This window comes from Solidesulfovibrio sp., assembly GCF_029978005.1.
In the GTDB taxonomy this organism is placed as follows: domain Bacteria; phylum Desulfobacterota; class Desulfovibrionia; order Desulfovibrionales; family Desulfovibrionaceae; genus Solidesulfovibrio.
Map to the genome: position 1 here is coordinate 33120 of NZ_JARKOZ010000061.1, position 19270 is coordinate 52389.

Consider the following 19270-nt stretch of genomic DNA (forward strand, 5'->3'; position numbering starts at 1 on the left):
CCAGTCTTCGCGGGCGGCGCGGCCGGTTTCCCGACCGCGCCGGTTCCCGGCTCACATTTCCGAGAGCAGCCTGAGCAAGTCCCCGTCCACGGCCGCCAGCCGTTGACTCCATTCCGCCTGTTCCTCGGGCGAACGGGCGGCCAGGGCGTCCTTTTGGGCGCGCATGCGCTCGACGCGGCCGGCCAGCTCCGCAAGCAGCACGTCCCAGTCGATGCGCGGCCGGGCCTTGGCCTCGTCCACGGCCACGGAAGGCTCGGTCCCGGGCTCCAGGGTGTATTCCTCCAGGTATTGGGGGATGCGCACCTTGAGCCCGAAGCGTTCCTTGATGAGCCCCGAAAGGATGGTCAGGGCCTTCTGCTCGCCGTGGACCAGAAACACCTGCGGATGGTTGACCTTGAAGTGGGTGAGCCACTTGAGGATCTGGCTCTGGCCGGCGTGGGAGGAAAAGCCGCCGATGGTGAACACCTTGGCCGCGACGTTGATCTCCTCGCCGAGGAGGCGGATCGACCTCGCGCCGTCCACGATCTTGCGCCCGGGCGTGCCCATGGCCTGGAAGCCCACGAAGACCACGCAGGATTCGGGCCGCCAGAGGTTGTGGCGCAGGTGGTGCTTGATGCGCCCGGCGTTGCACATGCCGCTGGCCGCGATGACGATGGCCGGGCCGTTTAGGGTGTTGATCTCCCGGGACTGGTCCGTGGACTCGGTGAAGCGCAGGTGCGGCAGGGACAGGGGGTCTTCGCCCCGGCCGAAGTAGTCTCTCGTCTCGTCGTCCATGTATTCGGGATGGCGGCGGAAGATCTCCGTGGCCTTGATGGCCAGGGGGCTGTCCACGAAGACCGGCATGTCGGCCGGGATCTTGCCGTCCTTTTGCAGCAGATGCAGGCAGAAGAGCACCTCCTGGGTGCGCTCCACGGCGAAGGCCGGAATGATGACCTTGCCGCCGCCCTTGGAGGCGTAGGCGATGGCCTGGGCCAGCTCGTCGCGGCTTTGCTCCACGTCCTTGTGGTCGCGGTCGCCGTAAGTGCCTTCCAGGAACAGGTAGTCCGCGTCCACGGGCTGGTCCGGGTCGTTGACCAGCAGCTGGTCCGGGCGGCCGAGGTCGCCGGAGAAGAGCATGCGGGTGCGGCGGCCGCCCTCCTCCAACGAAAGCTCGATGAAGGCCGAGCCCAGGATGTGGCCTGCGTCGTGGTAGATGGCCGTCACCCCGGGGGCGGGCGAGAAGGCCTCGCCGTAGGGCACGGCCACCAGGCGCCTCACCGCCGCGGCGGCGTCGGCCCGGGTGTAGAGGGCCTCCACCGCACGTCCGCCGTGGCGCTTGTTCTTGCGGCTGGCCCACTCGGCCTCCATCTCCTGGATGTGGGCGCTGTCCTCGAGCATGATGCCGAGCAGGTCGCGAGTGGGCGGCGTGCAGTAGACCTTGCCCGAAAATCCGGTCTTGACCATGCGCGGCAACAGCCCGGAATGGTCGATGTGGGCGTGGGTGAGCAGGAAAAAATCCATGCCCCGGGGCTCGTAGACCCCGACGTCGAGGTTGCGGCGCTCGATGACGTCGCTGCCCTGGTGCATGCCGCAATCCACGGCGAAACGGACGGCGTCCGTGGACACGACGTGGCAGGAGCCGGTGACGGTGCCGGCGGCCCCCAGGAATTTGACCTTCATGCATCCTCCGCAAAGGGCCGCGGCGAGGCCGGGCCTTGATTATCGTTGCCCAACGGGGCACGATGCGCCGATGGGCATTTGGCCGAGGCCGCCGTGTACTGCGTTTGGCCGCGCCTGGGAAGTCCCGCCGCGAACGAACCGTCAAGGAGCGCCGTTTGAGCACCTCGCACCAGTACCTCATCGACGACCTGTCCGTTTCCGAATCCTGGCGGCTTTTCCGCATCATGGCCGAAATCGTGGACGGCTTCGAGGTGCTGGGGGAGATCAAGCCGGCGGTCTCGATCTTCGGATCGGCCCGGGTGCGGCCCACGGAACCCCTTTACGCCGACACGGTCAAGCTGGCCTCGCTGCTGTGCAAGGCCGGCTACTCGGTCATCACCGGCGGCGGCCCCGGGCTCATGGAAGCGGCCAACAAGGGGGCCAGCGAAGCCGGGGGCGAGTCCATCGGCCTGCACATCCACCTGCCCTTGGAGCAGAAGCCCAACCCCTACCTGACCCTGCGTAGCGACTACCGCTATTTCTTCATCCGCAAGCTCATGTTCGTCAAATACGCCATGGCCTACATCGCCATGCCCGGCGGCTTCGGCACCCTGGACGAGCTGTCCGAAGCCTTGGTCCTCATCCAGACGCGGCGCATCAAGCCCTTTCCCATCATTTTCCTCGGCAAGGAGTTCTGGGGAGGCCTCGTGGACTGGTTCCGCCGCTCCCTGCTGGAACGGGGGTTCCTGTCTCCGGACGACCTGGAGCTCTTCACGGTCATGGACACGCCCGAGGAGGCTGTGGCCTACATCCGCCGCCATGTGATCGTCTAGCCGCACACCGCCCAAGGAGAAGCCATGACCGAAAACGCCCCTTCACACGCCCTGCGCCTGGGCACGGGCATCGCCCCGGCCACGGACATGGCCGTGGCGCGCCTGCTGTTCCAGGAATACGCGAACGGCCTGGGCTTCGATCTGTGCTTCCAGCGTTTCGACGAGGAGCTGGCCGGGCTGCCGGGCTGCTACGCCGAACCGGCCGGCGGGATATGGCTGGCCTGGCTCGAGGGCATGCCGGCGGGCTGCGTGGCCTTGCGGCCCCTTGGGGACGGCCTGGCGGAAATGAAGCGGCTCTATGTGCGGCCGGCCTACGCCGGCCAGGGCCTGGGCCGCAAACTGGCCGAGGCGGCCGTAGCCGGAGCCCGACAGCGCGGCTACGCGGCCGTGCGCCTGGACACCCTTTCTTCCATGACCGCGGCCAACGCGCTCTACGCCAAGCTCGGCTTCGGGCGCATCGACGCCTACTGCGAAAATCCCCTGCCCGGAGCGTTGTATTACGAACTGCGGCTGTGAGAGGCCGCCGGAAAACGGCCCTCCGCCGCCCCTATTTCCCTTCCAGCACGTCCTTCAGACAGAGGGCATTGTTGCGCTGCGTGTCCCTGGCCGAATACAGCAGCGTTACAACGTCTTCCTCGCCCTCGGCGCGCAGCCTTTCCAGGAGCGGCGCGACGGCCGGGGCGGCCAGCTCCTCCCGGTAGCGCCGCCGGAATTCCTCCCAGGCGGCCGGCTCGTGGTGGTACCAGCGCCGCAGGGCGTCGCTTGGGGCCAGATCCTTGAGCCACCCGTCCAGCCCGGCCTTCTCCCTGGTCAGGCCGCGCGGCCAGAGCCGGTCCACCAGGTAACGCCGGCCGTCCCGGGGCGACGCCTCTTCGTAGATGCGCTTGGTCGTGAACATGTCCGCCTCCGTCGCGCCGGCTACCAGCGCCGGCCCAGGGCCTCGCGCCAGGGCGGGGCGAGCAGGCCGGCGTGCTCCTCCCCTGTCCCGTCCGCCGGGAAGCGTCTTCCGCCAAGCTCCACGTCGGCCATGTAATACAGGCGCGCCGGCTTGCCCGGCCCTTCGCCGGCAAAAGCGTTCTCCGGGGCCAAGCGCAGCCACGACCGCCCCTGCCTGTCCGCGACCCAGACCGCCTCGGGCAGGAAGACCGCGCCGGCGAGCCGCTTGCCGAGGCTCGCGAACAGGGCGGCGCTTATGCGCGGGAAAGGCTCCTTGTAGAGCCGCCGCCCCCGCGACGGCAGGGTCTCGTTGGTCAGGCAGGCCAGGTTGCCTTGGGGAAGGTTGTTGTAGATTGCGGAAACCGTGGCGTCGCCGGACAGCACCCGGCCGACGCCGAGGGACCGCAGCAGCCCGTCGGCCTGGGCGGCCACATGGGGCAGGTGCTCCACGCCCCAAAGCGACGTGGCCTCCCAGCCGCGCCGCCTGGCCAGCAGATGCTGGCCCAGGAGCAGGATGCCCGTGCCCGAGCCCAGGTCGCAACCGAGAAAGGGCCGCCCGGGATCGGTCCGGGGCGTGCCGGCCAGAAGCGCCGCGAGCAGGTGCACGGTCTTGGGCAGGTCCAGCAGCATCTGCAAAGCGAAGCCGTGGTGCAACAGCAGCCGGCGCAGGGCGTCGCGCCCTTCCAGGGAACGGCAGCCACTGCGGCGGCGCACGAAGCGGCCGCAAAGAAGCGTCGCCTCCTCCAGGGAAACGTCCTCGTGGGCCCGATCCGGGTGCACGTAGGCAAAGGCGTACTTGAGGCACAGGCTGGCCAGGGCCGGGCCGTCGGCGGGCACGTCCGGCCGGCAAAGCCTTGCCAGGCAGGCGGGCAGGCTGCCGGGCTGGTAGCGCCCCGGCTCCATGACCGGCCCCCGGGGCGGCTCGCGTTCGAGCAGCCGCAGAGCCAGGGCCGCGAGCCCCGCCTGTCCCGCCTCGACCGTTCCGGGCTGCATGCCGGCCTCCGCCTGGCGGCCCCTAGAACTGGTAGAGGGCGTCGTAACAGGTGAACACGTCGGTCGCGCCGTTCTGGTAGCAGATCTGGGAGGCGTCATCGAGATAGTATACGTCGTCCATGGGGATGGCGTGGCGCTTGCCGGCGATCCACATGGAATAGACGCCGGTTTCGGTGTCGAGGACCAGGGGCGGATCGACGTAGAAGGTCTTTCCGTCGTTGAGCTCCACGCGGTAGGTGTGGCGGGCGCAGCCGCCGAGGCACAGGCCGCCGAGGAGCAGGCAGCAAAGGATTGGGACGACGCGCATCACGGCCTCCCCGCGTCCGTCGGGACGCGCCGGGTCAGGTTGTTGCATCGAAACGTCAGGGCCCCATGGCCGAAACCGGACAAGGGGCGCGACGCCTCTCCCCTCCCCGTCTCGCCGGACGACGCGCGGCCGTCGGCGGCCCCGCTACTTGGCCGCCGGCTGCCCCGTCCCGCTCCCGCCCGGCGGGGCGAAAAGCGCGGCCGTCTGGCGAAACGAGGCAACGGCGGCCAGAATGTCCTTGCGGGCTTGCGTCAGCTCCACGCTCACGGGCTGGTCGCCGACGTTTCTCTCGGTCAGGCCCAGCCATTCCAGTTCCTTTTCCAGCTTGCCGGCGATGACGCCAAGCCCCCGGTGCACCAGGTCGCCGATCTTGGCCACGGTCTCCGGGCAGTTCGCGTCGACCTGATCGTAGATGTAGACCATGTCCCCGCCGTTGAGAAAAAGCTCCCAGCAGGCCGAGAGCGAGGCGCGAAGGGCCAGGGCGTCCTTGACGCGGGCCGCGTCGCCCTCCTTGGCCAGGGAGGCGTAGTAGTCCTGGATCTTGAGCAGGTGGTCGTACATTTTGCCGGACTGGCTGGCGAAGGTAGCGTTGAAGGCCCGGGTGTCCACCTTGCCGGCGGCCCGGCCGAGCCCGATCAGCGCCAGGAAAAAGCAGACCGCGAACACCGGGACGGACGCCGCCAAGGACCAGCGCCCGCTCCCGCGCGGGGGGCGGCGAATCGGGCCGGATGTCGGCATCCGGTCGCAGGCGGGACGCGCCGACGGAAAGGGTCGCATGGCTTTGTGATGGGAAATCCGCGCGCCCGCGTCAAGGGGCGGCTCAGTTGCCGGCCACGGCGTCCAGGGGAGCCAGGGCGGCCTTGGCCTGGAGTCCGGCCACTTCGGACGGCGTCAGACGCTTGGCGCTGGCGTTTCGCAGCTTCACGGCCCGCTCGCGGTAGTTCTCGGCCAAAGACGACGAAGCCGCGGCCAGGGAGGCGAAGTAGTAGGCCTGGGCGTCGTTGACCGGCACCCCGCCGTAGCCCCGGCTGTAGAGGTCGGCCAGCACGTAGCGGGCGTAGCCGAACCCGGACTCGGAGGACCGGTGCAGCCAGTGCAGGCCTTGGCGGAAATCCTGGGGCACGCTCGTGCCGTTGACGTAGGCCACGCCCAGGGCGCACTGGGCCCGGGGATCGCCGGACTGGGCCTTGGCCAGCTTGACGGTGAAGGGTTCCGGGCCGTCGAGGCCCTTGGGGGCGGCGTCCGGGGAGGCCGGGGAGGCGGCCCGGGCCAGGGGCGCGGCCAGGAAGGACAGGCACAATACGGAAAAAACCAGCGCCGGGCGCAAGCGGATGAACATCGGCTCCTCCTGTGAGTGCGGCCGCGCCCGGCTGGTCCGGGCGCGGCCGCGTCAAAGGCTATTTCTTGAGCCAGCCCATCATGTCGCGCAGCTTGGCGCCCACCTTCTCGACGGGATGTTCGGCGTTGAGGCGGCGCATGGACAGGAAATGCGCCCGACCGGACATGTTCTCGACGATGAACTCCTTGGCGAAGGTGCCGTCCTGGATCTCCTTGAGGACCCGCTTCATTTCCTGGCGCGTTTCCTCGGTGACGATGCGGGGGCCGCGGGTGTAATCGCCGTATTCGGCGGTGTCGCTGATGGAATAGCGCATGCGGGAAAGGCCGCCCTCGTAGATCAGGTCGACGATGAGCTTCATCTCATGCATGCATTCGAAATAGGCGCTTTCGGGTTCGTACCCGGCTTCCACCAGGGTGTCGAAGCCGGCCTTCATGAGTTCGGCCACGCCGCCGCACAGCACGGCCTGCTCGCCGAAGAGGTCGGTCTCGGTTTCTTCGCGGTAGGTCGTGGTGAGCACGCCGCTACGGGTGCCGCCGATGCCCTTGGCATAGGCCAGGGCCAGTTCCAGGGCCTTGCCGCTGGCGTTCTGGTGCACGGCCACCAGGCAGGGCACGCCGCCGCCCTCGGTGTAGACCCGGCGCACCAGATGGCCCGGGCCCTTGGGCGCGATCATGGTCACGTCCACGTCGGCCGGGGGCACGATCTGCTGGTAGTGGATGTTGAAGCCATGGGCGAACATGAGCATTTTGCCGGCCTTGAGATGCGGCAGAATGTCTTTTTCGTAAAGCGACTTCTGGGTCTGGTCCGGGACCAGGATCATGATGACGTCGGCCGCGGCCGCCGCCTCGGCGGCGGACATGGGCGTAAAGCCGTTTTCTTTGGCCAGTTGCCAGTTGGGTCCGCCGGGACGCTGGCCGATGACCACCTTGACGCCGGAATCGCGCAGATTCTGGGCGTGGGCGTGGCCCTGGCTGCCGTAGCCGATGATGGCCACGGTCTTGTCGGCCAAAAGGGAAAGATCGGCGTCCTGGTCGTAATAGATTTTCATTGCTGCTCCTTTTTTATTCCTGCATGCCGCGCCGCATGGCCACGGCGCCGGTGCGGGCGATTTCCTTGATGCCGTAGCGCTGCAGCATGTGGATGAGCGCTCCGAGCTTGTCCTGGGTGCCGGTGACCTCGATGACGAGCTCATCCAGGCTCACGTCCACCACCTTGCAGCGGAAGATGTCCACGATGCGCAGCACCTCGGCCCGCTTGCCGCCCTCGGCGTCCACCCGCAGGAGCATCATCTCGCGCTCCACGGACTTGACGTCGGTGAGGTCGACCACCTTGAGTGTGGTCACGAGCTTGCGCAGCTGCTTGACGATCTGCTCGATGATGGCCTCGTCGCCCTCGGTGGTGATGGTCATCATGGACAGGCCTTCGGTGAGGGTCGGGGCGACGTTGAGCGTCTCGATGTTGTAGCCCCGGCCGCTGAACAGGCCGGCCACCCGGGAGAGCACGCCGGGCTCGTTTTCGACCAGGATGGAGAGGATGTGGCGCATGGACGGCTCCTAGACGAGGATCATCTCGGTTATGGACTTGCCGGCCGGGACCATGGGCGCGACGTTTTCCTCGCGGTCGATGACCACGTCCACGATGACGGTCTTGGGCAGGGCGAAGGCTTCGGCCAGCACGGCTTCGACCTGGGCCGGGTCGGTGACCCGGAAGCCGGCCGCGCCGTAGGCCTCGGCCAGTTTGACGAAATCCGGGGCCACGTCAAGGCAGGTGGCGCAGTAGTTCTTCGCGTAGAAAAGCTCCTGCCACTGGCGGACCATGCCGAGATAGCCGTTGTTGAGGATGACGATCTTGACCGGCAGGTCGTAGCACACGGCCGTGGCCAGCTCCTGGATGCACATCTGGATGGAGCCGTCGCCGGCCACGTCGATGACCAGGCGGTCGGGGCAGGCCATCTGCGCGCCGATGGCGGCCGGGAAGCCGAAGCCCATGGTGCCGAGCCCCCCGGAACTGATGAACGAGCGCGGCCGCAGGAACTGGTAGAACTGGGCGGCCCACATCTGGTTCTGACCCACCTCGGTGGTGATGACCGCCTCGCCCCTGGTCAGGCGCGAGATCGTCTCGACCACGTACTGGGGCTTGATCACCTTGTCGTCCTGGGCGTAGGTCAACGGCTTTTCGGCCTTCCACTCGGCGACCTTCTCCAGCCAGGCGGCGTGGCGTTCGGCCGGGGGCGGCCCGGCCTCGGCCGGCGCGTCCTCCAGATGGCGACGCAGGGCGGCCAGGAAGCTCTTGCAGTCGGCCACCACCGGAATCTGCACGGCCACGTTCTTTTGGATGGAAGTCGGGTCGATGTCGATGTGGACGATCTTGGCGTTTTTCGCGAATTCGCTGAGCTTGCCCGTGACCCGGTCGTCGAAGCGGGTGCCGATGGCGAGGATCAGGTCGGCGTGGCTGATGGCCATGTTGGCGGCGTAGGTGCCGTGCATGCCGAGCATGCCGACCCACCGGGGGTCGTCGGCCGGAAAGCAGCCGAGGGCCATGAGGGTGGCCGTGACCGGGATGTCCTGGGACCGGGAAAGCCAGACGAGGTCCTCGGCGGCGGTGGAGGCGATGACGCCGCCGCCGGCGTAAATGATGGGTTTTTTGGCCTTGCGCACGACCTCCGCCACCTTGGCCACCTGCTTGGGGTTGGGGGCGTAGGTGGGGTTGTAGCTGCGCATCTTGATCGTCTTGGGGTACTTGTACTCGCACCTGGCCTGCTGCACGTCTTTCGGCAGGTCGATGAGCACGGGGCCCGGGCGGCCGGTGGCGGCCAGATAGAAGGCCTCCTTGATGACCCGGGCCAGGTCGCGCACGTCCTTGATCAGGTAGTTGTGCTTGGTGCAGGGGCGCGTGATGCCGACGATGTCGACTTCCTGGAAGGCGTCGTTGCCGATAAGCGGCGTCGGCACCTGGCCGGTGATGACGACCACCGGCACGGAGTCCATGTAGGCGGTGGCAATGCCGGTCACGGCATTGGTGGCGCCGGGGCCCGAAGTCACCAGACATACGCCTACCCTGCCCGAGGCCCGGGCATAGCCGTCGGCGGCGTGGATGGCTCCCTGCTCATGGCGCGCGAGCACGTGGCGCAGGGGGTAGTGCGGCAACTGGTCGTAAATGTCGATGACCGCACCTCCGGGGAAGCCGAAAACGACGTCCACGTCCTCGCGGCGCAAGGACTCCAGGAGGATCTGGGCCCCGGTCAGTTCCATGCTAGTGGACCTCCGCCTTGCGGTATTTCATGAGGAGGGTTTCGATGCGCGTCTTGCCGGACAATTTCTTCTTCTTGATTTCCTTGAGTTCGGTTTCTTCCGAAGGGGTCAGGAAGGGTTTGCCTTCCATCTTCTCCAGAATCTTTTCAAACGCGACGTGCTCCTCGTAGAGACTCTTGAGCTCCGGGTCCGCCTCGGCGTATTTGGCGATGAGCTCGAGATCGCGCTGGTCCATGGCAAAGACTCCTTGTTAACGGTTCTCGTCTTATCCCGTGCCGGCCGCGAAGGACCAGTCGGGTTCGGACTCCGCTTCGACGCGAATCGTTTTTTTCCGGGACTTCTGCCCGGAAACGATGGCCACCTGCCTGGCCCGAAGCCCCAGGCAGGCGGCCAGAAACTCCGTCAGGGCGGCGTTGGCCCGGCCTTCCACGGCCTTGGCCCGCAGCCGTACGCGCAGCCTGTCCTCGGCAAGCCCGGCCAGGGCGTCCTTGGCCCCGCCCGGGGTCACGGCCACGCGCAACGTCCAGGCCCCCTCCCCGGCCGGCGTCACGAAGACCGGAAGCCCGGCGTCGCCCGGCCGGCTCTCCCGGCCCTTCGCCGCCCCGGCCATATCAGCGCCATCCCCGGGGCGCGCGGAAAAACACGGCGGCCGCCGCGCCGGTCTCCGTGCGGTCCCCGTCGTGCCGGCGTTCACCGGTCGGGAATGGAAAAGGCATCCGTGAAGCGGGCGCGACGCATCGGCTGCTCACGGCCGTCGCGCCCCTGGCCGCGGCGGTGGTCCCGCCGGTGCGACGTTGTCTCCCTGGGGTCGTGCATCCATGCACAGGGTCCCTTCTTCCCGCCTAGAGCCGTCCGACGCCCATGCCGCCCATGCCGCCCAGGCGCAACAGCGTCGGCACCAGGAACCATTGCAGGAACTGCACGGCAAGGATCACGACGATGGGCGAAAGGTCCACGCCGCCGATGGTGAGGAACGGAAACCAGCGCCGGACGCGGTAGAAGACCGGGTCGGTCACGGCCCGCAGGAAACGCACCACCGGGTTGTAGGGATCGGGCCGTACCCAGGACAGCAGGGCGGCGATGATGATGACCCAGAAGTACAGGGAAAGGACGATATCCAGGACCCTGGCCACTGCGACGAAAAAAAACCCAATAATATCCATGCAACATCCTTCTTACAGGACCGACCGAGCAGACGTGCCGTTACTTGAAAATGGCACAGCGCCTGCGTTTAATCAAGTCCATTCGCGACCGGCAAGGGCCGCAGGTCGCCCGCCAGGCCGGTTTGCGGCCATGGGCGCGCCGCGTCGGGGGGCCTGGCTCCGCGCCGCGCCCCCTCCCGGGGCCGGAAGGTCCAAGCGCGCCCCCTCCCGGTGCGCCATTTGATGAACATGTTATTTACATGAATTATACCGCAGGGTTCTCCCGCTGGCAAGCCGGGACCTAGCCGGTCGGCAGGCCGCCCAGGCAGGCGAGCAGCGTGGGGAAGTCCGGGATGTACATGGACGCGGCCAGGGCCGGGTTCTTGTAGGCCCAGAAGGACACCCCGGCGGCATGGGCCGAGCGCTCGTCCAGGGCCGAGTCGCCGATGTAGGCCACGACGTCTGGCGGCAGGTCCCAGGCGGACAGGATCATGTGGACGCCCTCGGGATCGGGCTTGGGCCGCTTGAGGCTGCCGGCGCTCACGACCGGATCAAAGTAGTCCCGAATCTCGAGGTGCTCGAGCAACGCGTCGGTGGTGTTGGTGCGGTTGGTGTGCACGCCCAGGCGCACGCCGCGGCGGCGCAGGGCCTCAAGCAGGTCCGTCAGGCCGTCCTCGAGGTAGATGTAGGGGTAGATGTCGGCGTAGTCGAGGTTGCGCCGCACCTCTTGCGCCTCGTCCATGCGCTCGGGCGGGATGATGCGGGCCAGGCATTCGTTGACGGAATGCATGTGCACGTAGTCTTCCTCTTCCGGGGTGATGGGCAGCATGCCGATCCCTTCCCGGATGAGGTTGTAGTACATGCGGTTGGCGTCGTGGGAATCGACCAGCACGCCGTCGCAGTCGAAGACGACGCCCTTTATGCGGGCGAGAAAATCCGGCGGGGAGGCGGGATTGCAGACGTACACGGATGCTCCTTAGGGTTTGGCCACGACCACGGACCGGGTGACGTCGAGCCAGGGGGCCTCGGGGTCGGGACGGGTGTGGCCGAGCAGCCGCCAGCCGGTTGACCGGGCCACCTCCAGGCCGCCCGCCGGCGCGCCGTCCGGAAACCAGACGGCCAGATCGGCCTCGGCCGCCGGGGCGAAGGCGACGCCGGCATCGCGCCAGGTCTCCACGATCTGCGCGTCGACCGTGAAAATTCCGGCTCCGGCCGGAGCCACGGTCCAGAAGGCCGGCAGGATCCGCCGCCAGGACGGACGGAATTCGTCGGCCAGAGTTTCGGCCCGTGGCAGCGCCCCGGCTTCGGCCAGGGCGGCGGCCAGCTCCTCGGCGTCGTCGTCGGCCTCCAGCCCCAGGCTCTCGGCCATGGCCAGGCGGAAGCGCGCGTCGAGCTCCCCTGCCCCGGCCAGGTCGCACAGGGTCTCCTCGACCATGTAGGCCAGGCACAGGGAAAGCTGGGCGGCCTTGGCCCGGCGCAGGGCCACGCGCTGCGGCTCCAGGGCGTCCTCCAGCTCCCGGCGGGCGGCAAAGGAGGTGTCGGCGAAGAAATAGCCGCCGGAGGCGCCGCCAAGCAGGGCGAGGTCCTTGGGATTTTTCACTTCCCGGCGCAGCCGGTCGAATTCCCGCAGGCAGCCGGCCAACTCCTCGCCGCCAAGGGGCAGATCGTCCGGGGCCAGGCGCAGGGACGGGTCCTTGGGGCCGAGCCCCGGGTCCAGGAGCCGCACGCCGGCGGGCAGGCCCTGCGGGGCCAGGGCCGGGAAAAGATGCGGAAACAGCAGCAGACCGTTCATGGACAACCATCCTTGGCGCTTGACGTTACATCGCGGCGGCCTGCCGCCTGGCGAAACGCGCACAGACGCCGGCGCAGGCCGGCAGGGCCAGCAGGCAGAGGTCCCCGGCGGCGCTGGGGCAATCCGGGAACGACGTCGTATCACCGGGCCCACGCTTCCGACAATAGGCTTCCCGGGCCAAGGCCGCCGGGAAGCGGGCCTCCCAGGCGGCTTGGGCCTGCTCCTCGGTCATGCCCAGGTTCTCGGCCCGCAGGGCGAAGTCGTCGAAGGCCCGGCCGAGCCGCGCGAGCACGACGCACTGATACTCCTCGTGCAGCCCCGGGTTGCGGCGCTCCTCGTACAGGCAGCGGCCGGACAGGTAAAACCGGCAACCGTGGCCCGGCAGGCGGCTGATCCTGGCCGCCGTCACGCGTCCTTCCCGGCGCGCGCCCTTCCTTGACCTGCCGTGGGGCGGCGTGTATAGCCTCGGCCAACCCACTCGCGGAGGCATCGCATGTTTGGAATCGGATTCCCCGAGCTTATCATTATCCTGGTCATCGTGATCATCATTTTCGGAGCCAACAAGCTTCCCGAGATCGGGGCCGGCATGGGCAAGGCGATCAAGAACTTCAAGAAGGCCACCAACGAGCCCGACGAGATCGACGTGACGCCCGGCAAACCCAAGGACGACACGCCCGAAAAGCACTAGTCCGCCCTTCCCGCAAGCGCAAGGCCCCGAAGGTTCGCCTCCGGGGCCTTTTTCATGGCGTCCTGGCGGACTGCCCGGCCACGGCCAGCACGGCCCGGCCCAGCGCCTCGGCCAGGGCCTGCCGCTTTTCCGGCACGGCCAGGGCGGCGGCGTCGGCCGCGTTGGAGAGAAAGCCCGCCTCCACCAGCACGGCCGGAGCGTCGGCCTCGTCGAGGAGGCGAAACGGCCCCGCCCCCGCCCCGCGAAGAGGCAAAGGCGACCCGGAAGCCATGGCCGCGGCCATGGTCCTGGCCGCCTGGCCGGCGGCCAGGACGTCGCGCGCGCCGGCCGATCGGCGCGCGGCCGCGTGGAAGCTCTGGGTGTCCATGCGGCCGGCCTGGGCGGCCAGGCTCTCGTGGGCCGCGTTTTCCACCCGCACGGCGGCGGCGGCCACGGCGTCGGACGGGGCGCCGGCGAAGGCGTAGAAGGCCACGCCCCCGGCGGCGGGATCGGGCGCGCGGGCGGCGTGGACGGAGACCACGAGGTCCGCGTCGTAGAACCCGGCCAGGGCGGCCCGGGCCCAGCCCGGCAGGGAAACGTCGGCCGTGCGGGTGAGGCTCACGGACACGTCTTCGCCCCTGGCGGCCAGCACCCGGGCCAGGCGCAGGGCGACGTCCAGGGCCACGTTCGCTTCCCGAAGCCCGAGCCCTGGCGTCCCGGCGTCCATGCCGCCGTGGCCGGGGTCGATGACCACCCGAAACGGCCCTCCCCTGTCCTTTCCAGCCGCCTTGCCCGCCTGGCCTGCCTGGCCCGACAGGGCCTCGCGCTCGGCCTTGGCCTCGGCGGAAAGGGCGCGGGAGCGGCCCGGCGTCGCGGCGGCCTTGCCGTCGCCGGCGGGCAGCGGAAACTGGCCGATGGTCTCGGCCATCATCCGCGACAGGGTGTCCTCGGGATTGAGCCGGGTGGCCTGGGTGAAATGCGAAAACGCCTCCCGGGCGTCGCCGCGCTGCAAATAGGCCCGGCCGAGCAGGGCCTGGACGCGGTCGTTTCGGACGTCCTTGGCCTGGGCCTCGCGCAGCAGGGCGATGGCCTGGTCCACCTCGCCGCCGGTCAGGGCGGCCTGGGCCTCCCGAGCCAGCTCGTCGGCGCTCTCGGCCCGGGCGATTCCGCCAAGGGCCAGCGACATGGCCAGAAAAAGGCCGAACAACACGATCGGACATCGCGTCATGCCGCGCCCTCCTCCCGCCAACGTGCCACGGCGTCCCGCATGCCGGCGACGTCGTCCGGAGAAAACCAGCGCACGTCCGGCTCCTTGCGAAACCAGGTCAACTGGCGTTTGGCGTAGGCCCGGGTGGCCGCGAGCCAAGCGGCCTTGGCTTCCTCCAGGCTACGTTCGCCGCAAAGATGGGCCGCCAGCTCCGGCCCGCCGATGCCGGAAAGCCCGGGCGCGTCGGCGGGGTGACGGGTCAGGGCGGCGCGGACCTCCTCCACGGCCCCGCTGCGGGCCATGGCCTCGATGCGCGCGGCCAGGCGCGGGGCAAGGGTCTCCAGGGTCGCCTCCAGGCCGATCTTGAGCACGTCCCAGCCGGGTGCGTCCGGGTCGCCCTTCTCGTGCCATTCGGTCATGGTGCGTCCCGTGGCCGCCCGGACCTCCAGGGCCCGGGTCACGCGCTGGCGGTCGGCCGGGGCGAGCCGGCCGGCGCAGTCCGGGTCCAGGACGGCCAGGCGCTCGTGCATGACTGCCGGGCCCAGGGCGTCCCAGTCGCGGGCCACGGCCCGACGGACCTCCTCGGGCACGGGCGGGATGGGAGCCAGCCCGCCGAGGATGGCCCGGAAATAAAGCCCTGTGCCGCCGACCAGAAGCGGCAGCAGGCCGCGCTCCAGGACGGAGGCGACCACGAACCTGGCCCGCTTGGCGTAGCCCCCCGCCGTGACGGCGAAATCCGGCGGCGTGTCGCCGTAGAGGAAATGCGGGCAGCGCCCCTGCTCCTCGGGCGTGGGCTGGGCGGTCAGCACGGCCAGCCCGGCGTAGACCTGACGGGAATCGACGTTGACCACCGCCCCGCCGAAGGCCTCGGCCAGGGCCAGGGCCGCCGCCGTCTTGCCGGTCCCCGTGGCCCCGAGCAGGCAGACGACCTGTGCGCCGGCCATGCTCAACCTTCCCGCTCCGGGCCGAAGCCGTATTTCTCGAGCACGCGCTCGCGCACGAATTCCGGCACCATGCCCCGTATCTCGCCGCCGTGCTTGGCCACTTCCTTGACGATGGTGGAGCTGATGTAGAGCCACTGGTAGTCGGTCATGATGAAGACCGTCTCGATGGTGCGGTCGAGCTTGCGGTTCATGAGCGCCATCTGGAACTCGAACTCGAAGTCGGACACGGCGCGCATGCCGCGCAGGATGACGTTGGCCCGGCGGTGCTTGACGTAGTTGACCAGCAAGCCGCGAAAACCCTCGACCATGACGCTCGCGTCGTGGTCGAAGACGGCCTCGGCGATGGCCACGCGCTCGTCGAGGGAGAAAAGCGGCGTCTTGTGGGAGTCGCCGGCCACGGCCACGATGACCGAGCCGAAGATCTTGGCCGCCCGGCGCACCAGCGAGACGTGGCCGTTGGTCAGGGGGTCGAAGGTTCCGGGATAGACGGCGACGCAGTTTCGCATGGCGTCCATAGAATGATCCTCGTTTGTCCGTAGGCGCGGTCGGCCACGAGCTCCAGGCCGGCCGGCACGTCCGTTGCGGCCAGGACGGCCGTGGACTCGATTTCCGCCGCCAGCGCCCCGCCCGGGGCGAGCAGGCCACCCACGACGACGGCGGCCAGGGTCGGCGGCACGAGCCCGAAACCGTAGGGCGGATCCACGGCGATGAGGTCGAAGGGCCGCTCCTTTTGGCCCAGGCGCGGCAAGGCCCTGGCCACGTCGGCCTCGACCACCCTGGCCTCGGTCGGCGACAGTCCCAAGGCGCGCAGGTTTTCCCGCAGCACCCGGGCCACGGCCGGGTTTTTCTCCACGAAAACACATTCCCCGGCTCCGCGCGACAGGGCCTCGATGCCCACGCTCCCCGCGCCGGCGAACAGGTCGAGCACTCGCGCCCCGGGGAAGAAGACCTCCCGGGCGGCCAGCATGGAGAACAGGGCCTCGCGCACGCGGCCCGTGGCCGGCCGCAGCCCGGCCGCCTCCATGACCTTGATGCGCCGGCCGCCGAAACGGCCGGCGATGACGCGCATGCTCATCGCTGCCGCGACCCCGTGGCCGCGGCGAAGACCGCCGGGGCGAAGCGCAAAAGCAGCATGGCCAGCCAGGTGCACAGGGCGAAGGTGGCGGCCATGAGCAGCGCCATGTAGCCGATGCCCACCCAGGTCCCGGACGTGGGGTGGAAGAGGTAGCGCGTGGCGTAGATGAGGTAGGACAGGACCGGCTCGTGGGTGAGATACACGAAAAAGGAGATGCCGGACAACCCCAGCAGAAACTTCGAGCGGCCAAGCCAGGGATAGCCGGTGAGCAGCCACAGGGCCAGGGTGCCGAAGATCATGTCGTGGCGGTAGAAGAGATGGTAGTACGGCGGATAGCCCTGAAAATACTCCACCCAGCTGACCGCGCCCAGGGCGGCGACGCCGAGGGCGATGCCGAGCCAGGCGTAGGGCCGGGCCGCGTCCAGGTCGGCCCGGGCGCGGGCGAGCAGACCGCCAGTGTAGAAGAAGAACGCGCCGCTCAACTCCACGGCCAGTCCCTCCTGCGGCACGAACATCCACAAGGCCCAGAACACCAGGACGCCGAGCCTGGGGATCTCCTCACTGACGACATAAAAGGCCGGAGCCAGCAGGAAGTAGACATAGAGGTCGCGCAGAAACCACAGGGGATAGACGGCCGGAAAGCGGTAGACGCCGAGGAGGTACTTGAGGATGCCGTCGGCGCGCAGGCCGTGGATGTCGCCCATGTAGGGGGCCTTGTTGAAGATGAGGATGAGCGCGATGGTGACGGCGTTGAAGAGCAGATACGGGAAAAGGATGGTGCGGGTCTTTTTGACCACCATCTTGCCGTAGGCGGCCAGCGTCGGCTTGTAGGTCAGGTAGAAGAGATAGCCAGAAATGCCGAAGAAGACGGGCACGCACAGGCGGAAGATGTTGTGATTGATCACGATGCACACGGCGCGAAGGGCGTCGGGAATCTCCGTGAAATAGGCCTGCAAACCCTTTTCGGCGTGGACGCCGATGACAAAGACGACGAGCAGCGTGCGCAGCACGTCGAAACGCTTGGAAATATCCGGCGGGACCAGGGCACGTGTGGACATACGGGAAGATCGGGCGGCTACTGCAGCAGGTCGAATTTGGAAAAACGCATGGTGAGCCCGGCCCGGCCCTGGGTGGCCGAGCGCAGATCCGTGGAAAAGCCGAACATCTGGCGAAGCGGCGCCAGCGCCGTCACGGTCTTGTGCCCGCCCCGGTCCGACATGTTCTCGATCTTGGCCCCCTTGGAGCCGAGCAGGCCGGCCACGTCGCCGACGAAGGCGTCGGGCACGCCGATTTCGAGTTCCATGATGGGTTCGAGCAGGGCCGGCCGGGCAGCGGCCAGGGCGTTTCTAAGCGCCAATGAGGCGGCCATGCGGCAGCCCACGGCCGTGGTCTTGCCCTCGACCGGGAAAACGCCCGTCAGGCGCACGCGCACGTCCTGGACCGGATAGCCCTTGACCGGCCCGCTTTGCAGGCCGTCCTCCAGCCCTTCGGCGATGGCGTCCAGCCAGGCTTGCGGATATTGGGATGCGTCCACGGCCAGGGAGATCTCGCGCCCGGCCTCGCGCGGCAGGGGCGAGACCACCAGGGAGACTTTGCCGTGGTGGACGCGGTCGCCGAGCTCCCGGTCGAACTCGCCCTCCCCCGCCCCCTCGGCCGTGACCGTCTCCTGGAAGACCACCTGCGGCTTGCCGGCGCGCGGCGACACGCCGTACTCGCGACGGGCCCGTTCGAGCACCACGTCGAGGTGCAGCTCGCCCATGCCGGAGAGGATCCTCTGGTCGGTGTCGGCGTCGTGGACCAGGGTCAGGGTGGGGTCCTCCTCAAGGAGTTTGTCCAGGACTTCCTTGAGCTTGTCGGACTCCTCGGCGTTTCGCGGCTCGAGCGCCAGGCTGATGACCGGCTTATAGGCAGCGATGGTCTCGAGCACGATGGGGTCGGCCCGGTCGCACAGGGTGTCGCCCGTGGCCGCGAAGCGCAGGCCGGAGACGGCCACGATTTCGCCGGGGCCGGCGACCTCGGCCTTCTCGCGGTGGCCGGCGTGCAGTCGGAAAAGCCGGGCCGGACGCTCCACGGCGTCGCGCCGGGGGTTGTAGACGTCCTTGCCTGCCTCCAGGCGGCCGGAATAGACCCGCACGAACACCTGCCTGCGCCCGGTTTCCATGCTGACCTTGAAGGCCAGGGCGGCAAGGGGCGCGGCCGGGTCGGGCTCGAAGCGCTTCTCGTCCTTGGTCCTGGGGTCGTGGCCGACCACCGCGCCCCGGTCCAGCGGGCTCGGCAGGAAGGCCAGCACGCCGTCGAGCAGCGGCTGCACGCCGATGTTTTTCAGCGCCGAAGCGGCATAGACCGGCACGACGGCATGATTCAAGGTGGCGGCGCGAAGCCCGGCCCCGAGCCGCCCCGGGTCGATGTCGCCGCCGGAAAGATAGGCTTCCATGAGTGCCTCGTCGTATTCGCAGGCCGCCTCCACGAGCTGCTCGCGCCAGGGTGCAGCGTAGGCTGCCTCGGCCTCGGTCAGCGGCCGGCGGGCGATCTCCTCTCCCTGGGTGGCCTGGTCGAAGTCCAGGCGCTCCATGGCGAGCAGGTCGATGATGCCGGCAAAATCAGCCCCCTGCCCCACGGGAACGGTCACGGGCACGGGGTTGGCGGCGAGCTTCTCGCGCATGGCGGCCAGCGTCCCCTCGAAATCCGCGCCCAGGCGGTCGAGCTTGTTGACGCAGGCAAGCTTGGGCACGCGATAAGCCACGGACTGGCGCCAGACCGTCTCGGACTGGGGCTCCACCCCGGCCACGGCGCAAAAGACGCCCACGGCCCCGTCGAGGACGCGCAGGGAGCGCTCGACCTCAATGGTGAAGTCCACGTGCCCAGGGGTGTCGATGATATTGATGGAATGGTCTTTCCAGGCGCAGGTGGTGCAGGCCGAGGTGATGGTGATGCCCCGCTCCTGCTCCTCGGGCATGAAGTCCATGGTGGCCGTGCCGTCGTGCACCTCGCCCATGCGGTGGATGCGGCCGGTGTAATAGAGGATGCGTTCGGTCAGCGTCGTCTTGCCGGCGTCGATGTGGGCAATGATGCCGATGTTGCGAAGGCTCTGGAGCCTGCTTTTGCCGGGCCCTTTCTTGGCGCTCATAAACGCTCCCTGTACTGGC

At 68.6% G+C, this 19270-nt stretch carries 24 protein-coding genes; 3 read left to right on the forward strand and 21 right to left on the reverse strand.

Features of this window, described 5'->3' with window-relative positions:
* Nucleotides 1-51: 51 nt before the first annotated feature.
* Nucleotides 52-1659 (reverse strand): MBL fold metallo-hydrolase, encoded by a 1608-nt coding sequence (locus tag Q1K70_RS07535; RefSeq protein ID WP_300157459.1) that lies wholly within the window; start codon nt 1657-1659, stop codon nt 52-54.
* A 155-nt stretch (nt 1660-1814) separates the two neighbouring features.
* On the opposite strand from Q1K70_RS07535, the gene Q1K70_RS07540 reads away from it, so the two are divergent.
* Nucleotides 1815-2471: a TIGR00730 family Rossman fold protein gene (locus Q1K70_RS07540; RefSeq protein ID WP_300157461.1), complete on the forward strand. Its 657-nt coding sequence runs from the start codon at nt 1815-1817 to the stop codon at nt 2469-2471.
* A gap of 24 nt (nt 2472-2495) precedes the next feature.
* Nucleotides 2496-2987, forward strand: a complete 492-nt coding sequence (locus Q1K70_RS07545) for a GNAT family N-acetyltransferase (protein WP_300157463.1) — start codon at nt 2496-2498, stop codon at nt 2985-2987.
* A 31-nt stretch (nt 2988-3018) separates the two neighbouring features.
* Here the strand turns inward: Q1K70_RS07545 and Q1K70_RS07550 are convergent, their stop codons facing one another.
* The 14 genes from Q1K70_RS07550 to Q1K70_RS07615 form a co-directional block, all read right to left on the reverse strand.
* Nucleotides 3019-3369, reverse strand: a complete 351-nt coding sequence (locus Q1K70_RS07550) for a DUF488 family protein (RefSeq protein ID WP_300157465.1) — start codon at nt 3367-3369, stop codon at nt 3019-3021.
* A gap of 20 nt (nt 3370-3389) precedes the next feature.
* A complete protein-coding gene (locus Q1K70_RS07555) occupies nt 3390-4400 on the reverse strand; it encodes a hypothetical protein (RefSeq protein WP_300157467.1) in 1011 nt (336 codons plus the stop codon).
* Between the two features lie 22 nt (nt 4401-4422).
* Entirely contained in the window at nt 4423-4707 is a 285-nt protein-coding gene (locus Q1K70_RS07560; RefSeq protein ID WP_300157469.1) for a hypothetical protein, read from the reverse strand.
* A 144-nt stretch (nt 4708-4851) separates the two neighbouring features.
* The gene (locus Q1K70_RS07565; RefSeq protein ID WP_300157471.1) at nt 4852-5391 is read right to left on the reverse strand and encodes a hypothetical protein; all 540 of its coding nucleotides are present in this window, start codon (nt 5389-5391) and stop codon (nt 4852-4854) included.
* Between the two features lie 136 nt (nt 5392-5527).
* On the reverse strand, nt 5528-6046 hold the full coding sequence (locus Q1K70_RS07570; protein WP_300157473.1) for a hypothetical protein: 519 nt from the start codon (nt 6044-6046) through the stop codon (nt 5528-5530).
* Between the two features lie 58 nt (nt 6047-6104).
* On the reverse strand, nt 6105-7094 hold the full coding sequence (gene ilvC, locus Q1K70_RS07575) for a ketol-acid reductoisomerase (RefSeq protein ID WP_300157475.1): 990 nt from the start codon (nt 7092-7094) through the stop codon (nt 6105-6107).
* 13 nt (nt 7095-7107) lie between these two features.
* Nucleotides 7108-7590, reverse strand: coding sequence for an acetolactate synthase small subunit (ilvN, locus tag Q1K70_RS07580; protein ID WP_300157477.1), 483 nt, complete (start codon nt 7588-7590; stop codon nt 7108-7110).
* Nucleotides 7591-7599: 9 nt separating this feature from the next.
* Complete coding sequence (ilvB, locus tag Q1K70_RS07585) at nt 7600-9297, reverse strand: biosynthetic-type acetolactate synthase large subunit (protein ID WP_300157479.1); 1698 nt, start codon at nt 9295-9297, stop codon at nt 7600-7602.
* A gap of 1 nt (nt 9298) precedes the next feature.
* Nucleotides 9299-9532, reverse strand: a complete 234-nt coding sequence (locus Q1K70_RS07590; RefSeq protein WP_300157480.1) for a DUF465 domain-containing protein — start codon at nt 9530-9532, stop codon at nt 9299-9301.
* Nucleotides 9533-9562: 30 nt separating this feature from the next.
* A complete protein-coding gene (locus tag Q1K70_RS07595) occupies nt 9563-9907 on the reverse strand; it encodes a DUF167 domain-containing protein (RefSeq protein ID WP_300157482.1) in 345 nt (114 codons plus the stop codon).
* A 232-nt stretch (nt 9908-10139) separates the two neighbouring features.
* On the reverse strand, nt 10140-10460 hold the full coding sequence (locus Q1K70_RS07600) for a YggT family protein (RefSeq protein ID WP_300157484.1): 321 nt from the start codon (nt 10458-10460) through the stop codon (nt 10140-10142).
* A gap of 280 nt (nt 10461-10740) precedes the next feature.
* Nucleotides 10741-11406: an HAD family hydrolase gene (locus Q1K70_RS07605; protein WP_300157486.1), complete on the reverse strand. Its 666-nt coding sequence runs from the start codon at nt 11404-11406 to the stop codon at nt 10741-10743.
* A 9-nt stretch (nt 11407-11415) separates the two neighbouring features.
* The gene (locus Q1K70_RS07610; RefSeq protein ID WP_300157488.1) at nt 11416-12231 is read right to left on the reverse strand and encodes a hypothetical protein; all 816 of its coding nucleotides are present in this window, start codon (nt 12229-12231) and stop codon (nt 11416-11418) included.
* A gap of 25 nt (nt 12232-12256) precedes the next feature.
* Nucleotides 12257-12640: a hypothetical protein gene (locus Q1K70_RS07615; RefSeq protein WP_300157490.1), complete on the reverse strand. Its 384-nt coding sequence runs from the start codon at nt 12638-12640 to the stop codon at nt 12257-12259.
* A gap of 84 nt (nt 12641-12724) precedes the next feature.
* Between Q1K70_RS07615 and Q1K70_RS07620 the strand changes: the two genes are divergently transcribed.
* On the forward strand, nt 12725-12919 hold the full coding sequence (locus Q1K70_RS07620; protein ID WP_300157492.1) for a twin-arginine translocase TatA/TatE family subunit: 195 nt from the start codon (nt 12725-12727) through the stop codon (nt 12917-12919).
* Between the two features lie 52 nt (nt 12920-12971).
* Here Q1K70_RS07620 and Q1K70_RS07625 read toward each other — a convergent pair whose 3' ends face one another.
* Genes Q1K70_RS07625 through fusA form a run of 6 tightly spaced genes read right to left on the reverse strand, consistent with a single transcriptional unit; the run spans nt 12972 to nt 19251 of the window.
* Nucleotides 12972-14126 carry an N-acetylmuramoyl-L-alanine amidase gene (locus tag Q1K70_RS07625; protein ID WP_300157494.1) on the reverse strand — a complete coding sequence of 385 codons (1155 nt, stop codon included), beginning with the start codon at nt 14124-14126 and terminating at the stop codon, nt 12972-12974.
* The gene (gene miaA, locus Q1K70_RS07630; RefSeq protein WP_300157496.1) at nt 14123-15049 is read right to left on the reverse strand and encodes a tRNA (adenosine(37)-N6)-dimethylallyltransferase MiaA; all 927 of its coding nucleotides are present in this window, start codon (nt 15047-15049) and stop codon (nt 14123-14125) included. The genes Q1K70_RS07625 and miaA overlap by 4 nt, the downstream gene beginning before the upstream one ends.
* Nucleotides 15050-15051: 2 nt before the next feature.
* Entirely contained in the window at nt 15052-15564 is a 513-nt protein-coding gene (coaD, locus tag Q1K70_RS07635) for a pantetheine-phosphate adenylyltransferase (protein ID WP_300157498.1), read from the reverse strand.
* Nucleotides 15510-16118 carry a 16S rRNA (guanine(966)-N(2))-methyltransferase RsmD gene (gene rsmD, locus Q1K70_RS07640; protein WP_300157499.1) on the reverse strand — a complete coding sequence of 203 codons (609 nt, stop codon included), beginning with the start codon at nt 16116-16118 and terminating at the stop codon, nt 15510-15512. The genes coaD and rsmD overlap by 55 nt, the downstream gene beginning before the upstream one ends.
* A gap of 2 nt (nt 16119-16120) precedes the next feature.
* On the reverse strand, nt 16121-17182 hold the full coding sequence (locus Q1K70_RS07645; RefSeq protein WP_300157501.1) for an acyltransferase: 1062 nt from the start codon (nt 17180-17182) through the stop codon (nt 16121-16123).
* Nucleotides 17183-17199: 17 nt separating this feature from the next.
* On the reverse strand, nt 17200-19251 hold the full coding sequence (gene fusA / locus Q1K70_RS07650; RefSeq protein WP_300157502.1) for an elongation factor G: 2052 nt from the start codon (nt 19249-19251) through the stop codon (nt 17200-17202).
* Between the last annotated feature and the right edge of the window lie 19 nt (nt 19252-19270).